The sequence below is a fragment of the Microcoleus sp. C2D2 genome, from assembly GCF_036702495.1.
Taxonomy (GTDB): Bacteria; Cyanobacteriota; Cyanobacteriia; order Cyanobacteriales; family Microcoleaceae; genus Microcoleus.
In genome coordinates this window covers 1-10,651 of record NZ_JAUBTO010000205.1, presented here as the reverse complement: position 1 = coordinate 10,651, position 10,651 = coordinate 1, and the positions used below count along the sequence as shown (strand labels likewise).

Genomic DNA, 10,651 nt, shown 5'->3' with positions numbered 1-10,651 from the left:
GCTTTAAGTCGGGGAGTTTTTCCATTCCTTGATCTAATGTCTATCTCGTCTTCTTGTCAAGGGGGTTGAGCAATTACAATCAATAAATAAGGTGTCACGTATGCAAGTTAATTCAAACAACTCCGAAAAACAAGGGAAAACACAAAATTTAGAGTTTCTAGAACCTATTACTAAGCGTTATTTGATGGTCATTAACGTCAGCTCCACCTGCGATGAAAAAGGTGACAGGTATCTCGATCCGCTGTGGGCCAAAGACCTAACCGAACACTTCAGGTATCTTAAAAACTTCACCTTAGCAAGTCCCTGCCAACAAGAAACATCCCCAGGAAATGCAATTGTCGTCACCCGCGAACCATCCTTTTCTAACGTTGAATTCATCGACCTTCCTTCCCCAAAGAGCTACCCCGAGGCAATATTGACGCTGCCTGCTACAGTTGCTAAACTTTGGGGTGCGATCGGCAAAGCAGATATTGTACACAGTTGCGTAGCAGGCTGGCCGATTCCTATGGGGTGGTTAGTGACACCAATAGCCCTGATTCAGGGAAAATTCTACGTACTCGTAGTCGAGTCCGCACCGTGGCGTCTGGAACCAGGCACAACCAGAAAAATCAAAGACAGAATCATCGCTTACCTATCGGAAATAGTGAACCGCTGGTGCGTAAATAATGCTAACCTGACAATCTTCACACAATCGGAATACCAGCAGAGTTTACTGACAAAGCGACAAGAACGAGGTCACGTCATCCACGCTTCCTGGATAGATGAAGAAAATATCATTTCTGAAGCCGATGCAGAGGAAATATGGCACAAAAAGTTATCCCCATCAACCCAAAAACTCAAACTTCTATTTGTTGGCAGAGTGGAGTCCAGTAAAGGCGTGTTAGTCCTCCTAGAAGCCATGAAAATTTTGGACAAGAAAAACATTGCTGTCAATCTCGATATACTCGGCGATGGCACATTGTTAAGCGAATGCAAAACACTTAGCAATCAACTGCAAAAATCGGTTAAAATCCAAATTTTGGGAACGGTTGCTTACGGTAAAGAATTCTTTCGGCTGCTGCAAGAATATCACGCTATTGTAGTTCCCAGTCTTTCAGATGAGCAGCCCCGGATTGTTTACGATGCTTATTCCCAAGCAGTACCCGTACTCGCAAGTAACACAGACGGACTGCGCGACTGTATCCAAAACCATAAAACTGGTGTAATTGTTAATTCTAACGACCCTGTAGCCTTAGCAGATTTGATCGAATGGTCGGGGCAAAACTTGCCTCAGCTTCAAAGTATGGGCAAGGCATCTCTCCAGCAGGCTCACAGCATGACGCACCAAGAAATGCACCGTTCGCGGTGGCAGCTTTTATTGAAGATGTTGCAGTCATCCAAAGTTTGAATTTAGCTCGTGGCTTTGGGGAGTGCAACTTTCAATTTTAGTTTTTGTATCTTGTTCAGGGTTCGGTTGGTGGCAGGGTATTCGAGTCCGTGCCGAAAATTTTGATGCGAAACTGCAAAATCTACTGCACGTCCCTTTACTGCTGCTAAAGTAGGAGGCGGAGCTAAAAATAGCGATCGCCCGAGACTTGTCAAAAACCGCAAGCTGAGCAAAAAAAGTCAATAAAGAGTATTACCCTTATGTCGAATGCAAGTGGGTCTAGTCAGCCCTACTCGTTACTCGTAGTCATTGTTAACTACCGAACCTCTAGTTTGACAATTGACTGCTTGCGCTCTCTAGTTAGCGAAGTGCAATCGCTGCCCGGTATGCGGGTTGCAGTTGCCGACAATGCTTCAGGCGACGGTTCCACCGAACAAATACCAGCCGCGATCGCAAAAGAAGGCTGGAGTGAATGGGCATCCTTCGTTCCCCTAGACCGCAACGGCGGCTTTGCCTTCGGCAACAACGCCCTCATCCGTCCCGTCTTGCAATCCACCAATCCCCCCCCTTACTTCCTGCTGCTCAACCCCGACACCATAGTTCGCCCCGGCGCCCTCAAAGCCCTCGTCGATTTCATGGACACTCATCCCGACGCCGGCATCGCCGGCAGCCGCTTGGAAGATCCCGACGGTACTCCCCAGGAGTCAGCGTTTCGGTTTCACACCCTAGCCAGCGAGTTCGATTTCGGCTGGCGTCTTGGCCCTGTGTCGAAGTTATTGAAAAACTGGGCCGCAGCGCCTCCCCTTTCCCAAGAAATCTGCCAAACTGATTGGGTAGCTGGAGCCAGCATGATCGTTCGTCGCGAAGTATTTGAAAAGATTGGCTTGATGGATGAAGCTTATTTCATGTACTGCGAAGAAATGGACTTTTGCCTGCAAGCTAACAAAGCTGGCTGGAGTTGCTGGTATGTACCTGAAAGTCGCGTTGTCCACCTAGTCGGCCAAAGCTCAGGCGTCACTGACCCTAAAAAGCCCCCCAAGCGGCTGCCGACCTATTGGTTTGATTCCCGGCGTAGGTACTTTATCAAAAACTACGGCTTGGTTTACACAGCATTAACTGATGTATCCTGGGCTTCGGGTTTTGCAGCCTGGAGGGTGCGCCGCGTACTTCAAGGCAAACCCGATGGCGATCCACCAAAATTCCTCAGGGATTTTGTATTGAATAGTGTATTTTTTAAGGGGGGTAAGATTGAAAAATCCAAAAACTTTTAAAGGGAGTTGGTAAATCCCTCAAAGCCAAATAAATCAGGCTAACCTAGGTAAGCAAAATATTTTATGAGCCAGCCCGTAAATTAGTATTCTCGATCGATAAAACCCGGTATATCCTTCCTCAAAAAGCTGATAAACCAGTTAATATCGTGGGGAGCGAGCAAGAGAGCAAACAACAAATAGTGTGAATTAGAGCTTATGGTAACTGAGCAAAACTTAATCACCAGTGAAAATCAAGTAGAAACCCCCACCCTGGGACTGTGGCAGCAAATTCAAGAAGACTGGATTGCTCATGGTCGGGATTGGACAAAACCGGGATTTCGTGCCGTAGCAGTTCAACGCTTCGGTGTCTGGAGAATGAAAGTTGAACCCAAGCTACTGCGGGCTCCTTTTAGCATTCTTTATCGCTCGCTCTACCGCAAAATCCGCAATACTTACGGGATAGACTTGCCGTACAGCGTGAAGCTCGGCCGCCGGGTGGTGATTGAACATCAGAGCGCTATTATCATCCACGGAAACTGTACGATCGGCGACGACTGCATTATCCGCCAAGGTGTAACCTTGGGAAACCGCTATTTGGACAAACCGCTAGAATCGCCTCAATTGGGCGATCGGGTCAACGTCGGCGCCGGGGCAAAAATCCTCGGCAAGGTCAACCTGGGAAACGATGTAAATATCGGCGCCAATGCTGTTGTTTTATCAGATGTTCCGGCAGGCAAAACAGCAGTGGGCATCCCCGCCAAGATTCTGGCATCTACTAAATAACCACGAAAATGCTTAAATCAACAGTGCAAAAAATCCTCCGCCACCTGGCGATGCCATGCGGCAAGTTCCCCGGCCTCTACACCAAATTCTGCAACCCCACTTCCGAAGAATACACCGAATTTCTCCGCCGCCACGGCAACTTGTACGCGATCGGCTCTAATTGCAGCATCCTGCCGAGCACCGTCTTTACAGATCCCGCCTAGGTCCGCATCGGCAACAACGTCCACTTCTCCTCCTGTACCCCGATCGGCCACGACGGCTCGATCGCCATGCTCAACCGAGCTTACAACGTTAAACTAGATTCCGTAGGCAAGATAGATATCGGCGACAACGTATTTATCGGCTACGGGGCGATCGTCCTCCCTAACGTCACCATCAGCTCAAATGCGATCGTCGGCGCCGGTGCAGTCGTCACCAAAGATGTCGCCGAGGGCGATATAGTTGCCGGCGTCCCCGCCAGACCCATCGGCCGCGTCGAAGACTTAGTGAAAAAATTGCAAGCCCAAACTCAAAGCCTGCCCTGGGCCGATTTAATTAACAGTCGCGAGGGCGGCTTCGACGCCGCAATCGAACCCCAGCTCGTACAGTTGCGAGTGTCGCACTTCTACGGCAATAGACCAACTTGAACTGCGGCGCGATCGGCGGCTTGGCCACAACCAACTTTTAACCAATAACGCTATAATTTTAGATTGAAAATTCAATTAAAACAAACAGAGATATTAGGGTGAACTTTCTCTGTTTTCTCAAGCAAGTTAACTGTGTGTAGATTCAAGCAATCTCCATACAGAGGTTAGAGAGTCATCTTAAGGTAAACTGGACAAATAGGCACAATTGTCTACATCATCAAAAAATTGCACAAATAATGGTTGAGTCAATCACTAAGCCAATGGTTTCTGCTACAGAAGCAGACTGGAGCCGCGAACAAGCTGGCAAGTGGTGGGAGCCTAGTCGCCAACTGCTCAAATCTATCCGCAACTATCAAAAGTGGCGGCAGCAGGGTGGGATTTTAGGCTATTTTTTATGCCGTTGGAACATCATTCAGTATCGATTCTGGACCGTTGTAACTGCAACAGACATCCCTTTAAACTGCCAAATACAAGGAGGACTGCTGCTGCCTCATCCTAATGGCATTGTCATTCACCCAAGTGCTTCCATTGGCCCTAACTGTCTGATTCTTCAACAGGTGACAATTGTTGCTGATGTCAAAATCGGCGGTCACGTCGATATTGGTGCAGGAGCGAAAATTATTCGCTCCGTAACGATCGGCGATCATGCTTTGATTGGTGCCAATGCTGTGGTGCTTTGTGACGTGCCACCAGGTGCAACCGCAGTAGGAATACCGGCAAAAATAATCGAAAAAAAAACCCAGGGAGTCTGAAAAATAATTTCTAGAAGTCGCAGAAAAATTAGGAAATTAGCTCTACTTTTATTAAAATATAAAAGGAACTGCTCAGTAGTCGAATTTAAGAGGTAAGACTTGAAACAAATTGGATTAGTGGCGATAGCCGCCGCCGATGCCGTGCTCACCAAAGATGTCGCCGAGCGCGCTCTGTGGGCGGCGTCCCCGCCTGGCCTCACGCCCGGGTATTCGACGAGAGTGAAAAAATTGCCAGCCCAAACTCAAACTCTACCCGGGGCCGATTTAATTAACAGTCGCGACTGGAGCTTCGACCCCGAAATGGAACCCTAGCTAATAAAGTTGCGAGTGTAGGATTTCTACCGCAACACATCAACTCTAACTGCAGCGCGATCGGCTTTGGCACAACCAAATTTTAACAAATAGGGCGAGGATTTTGCATTGAAAATTCAACAAAAGCCCGCAGCTTTGAGTCGTAGGAGCCTCCAAAACCTCAAGTTTTTTCCCTCACTTTTCAAGCTGGTTTCAATCTTTCGAGTACCAAATCAGCGCGCCGCCGTGCAACTTTTTCCCACGTAAATTCCTGTGCCCGCTCGCGGGCAGAGTCACTCATCCGAAGCCGCAACTCGGCACAACCAGCTAGCTGTTGCAAGCCCGTCACTAGCGCTTCTTCATCATACGGCGAAACAATTATGCCATCTTTGCCATCTCGGACAACGCCGCCCGCTCCCATAGGGGACGTTAGAACTGGCAAACCGTTAGCCATCGCTTCATAAGTAACCAGCGGACTACCTTCTTCGAGACTGGGAAAGGCAAAAAAGTCAGCTTCGCGATAAGCAAGGGCAATATCGCTGGTGTAATCCCTATGAATTACATCTGAGCGTGCTAAAATTCTGCTGCAAGTTTCAGCAATTGCTGGCTCCATACTTCCGCAAAGCAGTAGTCTGCCTTTAATTGCCGCTTTTTCCCAAGCCCGCAACAGCCTAGGAGTTCCTTTTCTGACGCAAACGCTGCCCACAAAGATAACAGTAATCGTGTCTGATACTGGCTTGTCGATCGAAAAATGCGGGAAGCGCTTGGGAGACCACCCGTAACTGGTAAGGATCAGTTTATGTTCGGGAACTCCCGCTCCCATAAAAGATTTTTTTACCTCGGGGCTCGGACAAAAAATGAAATCAGCCAAACTAATTTCTTCCTCCTCTTGCTGAATTATATCAGCAGTAATTTTGTGTTGGGGAGCTATTCCCAAGCGGCTAGAAGCATCATCAATAATAAATTTTGCCGGCTTTGTATAGCAGTTGATGCGCTCCCAAAAAATCGGTTTGCTCTGCTGCTTCACTTTCCTAAAGGTTTCGATGGAAGTGTTAGGCCACAAATAAATTGCGGCGTTGCTGATTCACGGTATGAATCAACTTTTCGCTTGATGTTACAAAACTCACCCTACTTGGCTTATAGCACTTGGAAAATCTTGAATTCATACCTGTATTCAGCAACGCCTAAATTGCATCAAAATCCTTGATATCTCTGAGGAAACGCTTTTCTGTAACATCTCTAGACCTGTCAGCGCTGCCGTAATACAGCCATTTGAGGTATCTGGGTACAGCTTCGACAAGATTCGGTCTGCGAGATGACGGAGCGCAATTCGGAACAACCATGCGGACTTGAGAGTCAGGGTAATTCCACTGTTCGCAGAGTGAAAAATATATATGGCTGATTGCCCGATCGCTACAGTAAATTGTGAACAAAGAACTTAAATTCAGCATTTTTGACCAAGCTCCACTCAAAATGATTGGTGTGGCTTAATAGAGCATAAGCTAGAGGCAGTTTAACACCAAAAACCGCAGCTCAATAGAAGTTACAATATAAAAATATTGTGAACTTACCTTGAGTGTCACTAAAATATTAAAATAACAGCTCAGTAGTCGAATTTAAGAGGTAAGACTTGAAACAAATTGGATTAGTGGCGATCGGACGCAATGAAGGCTCACGGCTTCGCCAGTGCTTAATGCAGGCGATCGGGCAAGTTGCCTGGGTCGTCTATGTCGATTCTGGCTCAACAGACGGTAGCCTAGAGTTAGCCCGGTCGATCGGAGCCCATACAGTTGAACTCGACTTATCTATACCGTTTACCGCAGCACGCGCCAGAAATGAAGGCTTTGCCCGCTTGCTGCAATTAGTTCCAGACATCGAATTTGTCCAATTTGTAGACGGCGACTGCGAAATCGTTGACGGATGGATCGAGCGCGCCCAGAGCGAACTCGCCGCCAAACCCGACGTAGCAGCAGTGTGCGGTCGCAGGCGCGAACGATACCCCGCAGCCAGCATCTACAACCAATTGTGCGACATCGAGTGGGATACCCCGGTCGGCGAAGCCAAAGCCTGCGGTGGCGATTTCACGATCCGGACAAGGGCATTTCAGCAAGTCGAGGGTTTCAATCCTGCACTAATAGCCGGCGAAGAACCAGAAATGTGCGTGCGGTTGCGCCAAAAAGGTTGGAAAATCCTCCGCTTAGATGCAGAAATGACCCTGCACGACGCGCAAATGACCAGTTTCGCTCAGTGGTGGAAACGCGCTCAAAGAGCGGGTCACGCCTACGCCGAGGGTTCCTGGATGCACGGAAGCGAACCGGAGCGCCATTGGGTCAAAGAAACCCAAAGCGCCTGGCTGTGGGGATTAGTCTTACCAGCGCTAGCCTTGGGAATGGCATTGCCGACACAAGGCTGGAGCCTGTTACTATTGAGTGCCTACCCCTTAGCAACCTATCGCATATATAACTATTATGTAAAGCATCGGGATATCACAACTAAAGACGCTGCCATCTACGCTTTGTCTTGCATATTAGCCAAATTTCCCCACATACAAGGTCAAATCCAGTTTCACCAGCGCCGATTACTGGGGCAGCAAAGCAAGCTAATCGAATACAAAACAACTAACTCTATTAATTCAGCAAGCTAGAATTACAGCTAACGTCCCAGAAATTCCACCCCGGAGTAGCCAAGAAATGAGTAATAAAAAATTAAAAGTTTTACTAATTGTAGAGCAGTGCAATCCTGAGTGGGCATCTGTACCTTTGGTGGGCTACAATTTTTTTAAAAAAATCAACAATTTAGTTGATGCAACCCTCGTTACCCATATTAGAAATAAACCAGCTCTTGAAAAATACCCCGAATACGAAAAAATTTTCTACATAGAAGAAGGAAAGTTTAACAAACAGTATTATAAAATAGTAGCCAAGATTACGGCAAATGGGCGAGTAAATTGGCCTCTTTATAATGCCTTGAGCTACCCTATTTATGCAGAATTTAATCAGCAAGTATATCAAAAATTTCAAGCACAAATCCTCAAGGGAGATTATGACATAGTTCATGCAATTACCCCTATGATACCGCGTTATCCGTTTAAGGTAATCACTGTGTGTCAGCAGACTCCTTTTATTTTAGGGCCGGTGAATGGGGGCCTTCCCTTTCCACCGGGGTTTCAAGAAACGGCCAGACAAGAATTTGCTCAATTAAACTTTTTGAGAGCAGTTGGGCGAGCATTAATTCCAGGTTATGTAGAAACTTACAAGAAAGCAGACAAAATCTTAGCAGGTTCAACATATACTTTAAATATGCTAAAAGATTTGTTTGCAATCCCTGACCAAAGAATTGATTTGTTCTACGAAAATGGCATTTCCGAGGACTTTTTTTATCAGACAAATATTGTTAATAAAGATGTTAGCAAGATCGAGCTGCTTTTTGTGGGTCGATTAGTTCCTTACAAATGCGCCGATATTATCATTGAGTCTATTGGCAAATTAGACCAGGAAATTCAAAGTAAAATCCGCTTAAGCATAGTAGGAGACGGCTCAGAAAGAAACAACTTGGAAAACCTAGTGAAGGATCTTAGTTTAGGCGAAGTAGTCAGCTTTGCCGGATGGGTAAATCAAAAAGAAACTCTGGATTTTTACAGGAAAGCAGATATTTTTTGTTTTCCTTCGATCCGAGAGTTTGGCGGTGCAGTGGTAATGGAAGCTATGGCTTGCGGGCTCCCCTGCATAGTTGCCAATAACGGGGGTATTGGTGAATACGTGAATGAAGAAACTGGTTTTAAGATCGAGCCGATTTCTAGAGAGTATCTCACCCAGGAGTTGACAAGTAAAATTAAGATGTTGGTGGAAGATGATAAGTTGCGGGAAAGTATGTCAGCTAAGGCGATCGAAAGAGCCAAAGAGTTTGAATGGGAGAACAAGGCTAGAAAAATCGTCGAGATTTACGGAAAAATGCTCGGTGAGAAAGGTGTTCGTGCATCGGCACAGTAGATAAATATCCTTGAGTGAAAATTTAGAAAGCAGGTAGGAAATGAAGGCAAAAATTGGATACTTTATTCCACAATTTCCAGGACAAACACACATTTTTTTCTGGCGCGAGCGACAAGTTCTTGCAGAACTTGGAATTGAAACAGATTTAGTATCAACTCAACTGCCTCCCAAAGCGATCGTTTCTCACGTATGGGCAGAAGAAGCTAAAAAAAATACTGTTTATCTATTTCCCTTTGCTGCTAAAGATTTTATTAACTCATTCGTAGAGGTTCTCAAAGCAGGTCCCGCTGCATGGTGGCAGTGCCTCACAGTTATTGCTAAAGCGAGAGATACATCCTTATCTCAAAAGGTTTCGCTATTGGCATTGGTTTTTGTTGCTGGCAAGCTAGCAGGGTTAGCAAGAACAAAAGGTTGGTCGCACATCCACGTTCATTCCTGTGCCAATGCCGCCAGTATAGCTATGTTCGCCTCATTACTCTCAAAAGTATCCTATAGCCTGATGCTGCATGGCCCCCTAACTGACTACGGCCCTAACCAAGAACAGAAATGGCACTTTTCTGCTTTTGCAATAGTCATTACTAAAAAGCTTTATAACGAAGTGAACAAATGCCTTGCGGGTCATCTTCCTCAAAAGGTTGAAATAGCTCCTATGGGGGTTGACCTCTCGCGTTTCCACAGAAAAACACCATACTCGGCATGGGATGGAAGTGATGCTTTCCAGATTTTTAGTTGCGGACGTCTCAACAGATGTAAAGGTCATGCGGATTTGATTGCTGCGATAGATATACTCAGAAAACGAGGATTTAATGTTGAGCTGCAAATTGCTGGAGAAGACGAACAGGGTGGCAGTGGGTACCGCCAGGAGTTAGAAAAGCTGATCGAACAGCTTGGCTTGAAAAGTTGTGTTAGGCTTCTCGGTGCGGTGCCAGAAGAGACCGTCAATGAGTGCCTAGAAAAAGCACAGGTATTTGTCCTTGCCAGTTGGCACGAACCTCTAGGTGTCGCCATCATGGAAGCGATGGCAATGGAGATGCCTGTAGTAGTTACAGGGTCAGGAGGAGTAAAGGAGCTTGTAGATGACGGGATTGATGGGCTACTTGTAGAACCTGAAGCCCCCGAGCAATTAGCAGACGCGATCGCACAGGTACTTCAAAATCCAGAACTTGCTTTGAGGCTCAGTCAGGAATCCCGGAAAAAAATCACGGCCAAATTTAGCCACGGTGGCAGCGCAGAAACTTTAGCTCAGTGCTTGGAAAAAGTTGGAATAACTAATCCGTCTTAGTTAACAGCCAAAGAACAAATTTAATCTAAGAGTACATAAATCCAGTTGGCTTCAAAACAAGTTATGCCAATTGTAATTGTTGCTCAGAATGCCTCAACTAAATTCGGCGGCGAGGCCTTGCTGCCGCTGAACTACTTCAGCATACTTCGATCGCGCCAAATAGAAACATTGTTAGTAGTTCACGCACGCACACAGGCTGAACTCAAAGCTCTGTTTCCGGCGATCGGGCGATCGAACCCACATTCCGCAGTTCTGGCTTTAATGACTAAGGATTATCATACATTCAGTGTAGGAAAAATATCTGTGCCTACC

Annotated in this window: 11 protein-coding genes and 1 pseudogene; 10 read left to right on the top strand and 2 right to left on the bottom strand. The window is 46.4% G+C overall.

Annotated elements, in window-relative coordinates; all coding sequences use genetic code 11:
• Nucleotides 1–100 precede the first annotated feature (100 nt).
• The 6 genes from QUB61_RS35050 to QUB61_RS35025 all read left to right on the top strand — a co-directional run bounded on the left by QUB61_RS35050 (nucleotide 101) and on the right by QUB61_RS35025 (nucleotide 4,777).
• Nucleotides 101–1,387 (top strand): glycosyltransferase, encoded by a 1,287-nt coding sequence (locus QUB61_RS35050; protein WP_333135516.1) that lies wholly within the window; start codon nucleotides 101–103, stop codon nucleotides 1,385–1,387.
• Nucleotides 1,388–1,626: 239 nt separating this feature from the next.
• Nucleotides 1,627–2,637, top strand: coding sequence for a glycosyltransferase family 2 protein (locus QUB61_RS35045; RefSeq protein WP_333135515.1), 1,011 nt, complete (start codon nucleotides 1,627–1,629; stop codon nucleotides 2,635–2,637).
• A gap of 195 nt (nucleotides 2,638–2,832) precedes the next feature.
• Nucleotides 2,833–3,399 (top strand): serine acetyltransferase, encoded by a 567-nt coding sequence (locus QUB61_RS35040; RefSeq protein WP_333135513.1) that lies wholly within the window; start codon nucleotides 2,833–2,835, stop codon nucleotides 3,397–3,399.
• A gap of 8 nt (nucleotides 3,400–3,407) precedes the next feature.
• The gene (locus QUB61_RS35035; protein WP_333135511.1) at nucleotides 3,408–3,602 is read left to right on the top strand and encodes a hypothetical protein; all 195 of its coding nucleotides are present in this window, start codon (nucleotides 3,408–3,410) and stop codon (nucleotides 3,600–3,602) included.
• 66 nt (nucleotides 3,603–3,668) lie between these two features.
• Nucleotides 3,669–4,025 carry a DapH/DapD/GlmU-related protein gene (locus tag QUB61_RS35030; RefSeq protein ID WP_333135509.1) on the top strand — a complete coding sequence of 119 codons (357 nt, stop codon included), beginning with the start codon at nucleotides 3,669–3,671 and terminating at the stop codon, nucleotides 4,023–4,025.
• A gap of 236 nt (nucleotides 4,026–4,261) precedes the next feature.
• Nucleotides 4,262–4,777 carry a serine acetyltransferase gene (locus tag QUB61_RS35025; protein ID WP_333135507.1) on the top strand — a complete coding sequence of 172 codons (516 nt, stop codon included), beginning with the start codon at nucleotides 4,262–4,264 and terminating at the stop codon, nucleotides 4,775–4,777.
• A 493-nt stretch (nucleotides 4,778–5,270) separates the two neighbouring features.
• Here the strand turns inward: QUB61_RS35025 and QUB61_RS35020 are convergent, their stop codons facing one another.
• Both QUB61_RS35020 and QUB61_RS35015 read right to left on the bottom strand, forming a co-directional pair.
• Complete coding sequence (locus tag QUB61_RS35020) at nucleotides 5,271–6,095, bottom strand: glycosyltransferase family 4 protein (protein WP_333135505.1); 825 nt, start codon at nucleotides 6,093–6,095, stop codon at nucleotides 5,271–5,273.
• A 157-nt stretch (nucleotides 6,096–6,252) separates the two neighbouring features.
• Complete coding sequence (locus QUB61_RS35015) at nucleotides 6,253–6,519, bottom strand: hypothetical protein (RefSeq protein WP_333135503.1); 267 nt, start codon at nucleotides 6,517–6,519, stop codon at nucleotides 6,253–6,255.
• A 179-nt stretch (nucleotides 6,520–6,698) separates the two neighbouring features.
• On the opposite strand from QUB61_RS35015, the gene QUB61_RS35010 reads away from it, so the two are divergent.
• The 4 genes and pseudogenes from QUB61_RS35010 to QUB61_RS34995 all read left to right on the top strand — a co-directional run.
• Entirely contained in the window at nucleotides 6,699–7,712 is a 1,014-nt protein-coding gene (locus QUB61_RS35010; RefSeq protein ID WP_333135501.1) for a glycosyltransferase, read from the top strand.
• A 46-nt stretch (nucleotides 7,713–7,758) separates the two neighbouring features.
• Entirely contained in the window at nucleotides 7,759–9,057 is a 1,299-nt protein-coding gene (locus tag QUB61_RS35005; protein WP_333135499.1) for a glycosyltransferase family 4 protein, read from the top strand.
• A gap of 40 nt (nucleotides 9,058–9,097) precedes the next feature.
• Nucleotides 9,098–10,339, top strand: a complete 1,242-nt coding sequence (gene epsE / locus QUB61_RS35000; protein WP_333135497.1) for an exopolysaccharide biosynthesis GT4 family glycosyltransferase EpsE — start codon at nucleotides 9,098–9,100, stop codon at nucleotides 10,337–10,339.
• A 63-nt stretch (nucleotides 10,340–10,402) separates the two neighbouring features.
• A pseudogene (locus tag QUB61_RS34995) lies at nucleotides 10,403–10,651 on the top strand (hypothetical protein); the annotation flags it as partial.

What these genes read in the sequence shown, in the direction of transcription:
- QUB61_RS35050 (WP_333135516.1), top strand. Translation starts at nt 101, where the DNA reads ATGCAAGTTAATTCAAACAACTCCGAAAAACAAGGGAAAACACAAAAT.
- QUB61_RS35045 (WP_333135515.1), top strand. Translation starts at nt 1,627, where the DNA reads ATGTCGAATGCAAGTGGGTCTAGTCAGCCCTACTCGTTACTCGTAGTC.
- QUB61_RS35040 (WP_333135513.1), top strand. Translation starts at nt 2,833, where the DNA reads ATGGTAACTGAGCAAAACTTAATCACCAGTGAAAATCAAGTAGAAACC.
- QUB61_RS35035 (WP_333135511.1), top strand. Translation starts at nt 3,408, where the DNA reads ATGCTTAAATCAACAGTGCAAAAAATCCTCCGCCACCTGGCGATGCCA.
- QUB61_RS35030 (WP_333135509.1), top strand. Translation starts at nt 3,669, where the DNA reads ATGCTCAACCGAGCTTACAACGTTAAACTAGATTCCGTAGGCAAGATA.
- QUB61_RS35025 (WP_333135507.1), top strand. Translation starts at nt 4,262, where the DNA reads ATGGTTGAGTCAATCACTAAGCCAATGGTTTCTGCTACAGAAGCAGAC.
- QUB61_RS35015 (WP_333135503.1), bottom strand. Translation starts at nt 6,519, where the DNA reads ATGCTGAATTTAAGTTCTTTGTTCACAATTTACTGTAGCGATCGGGCA.
- QUB61_RS35005 (WP_333135499.1), top strand. Translation starts at nt 7,759, where the DNA reads ATGAGTAATAAAAAATTAAAAGTTTTACTAATTGTAGAGCAGTGCAAT.
- epsE (WP_333135497.1), top strand. Translation starts at nt 9,098, where the DNA reads ATGAAGGCAAAAATTGGATACTTTATTCCACAATTTCCAGGACAAACA.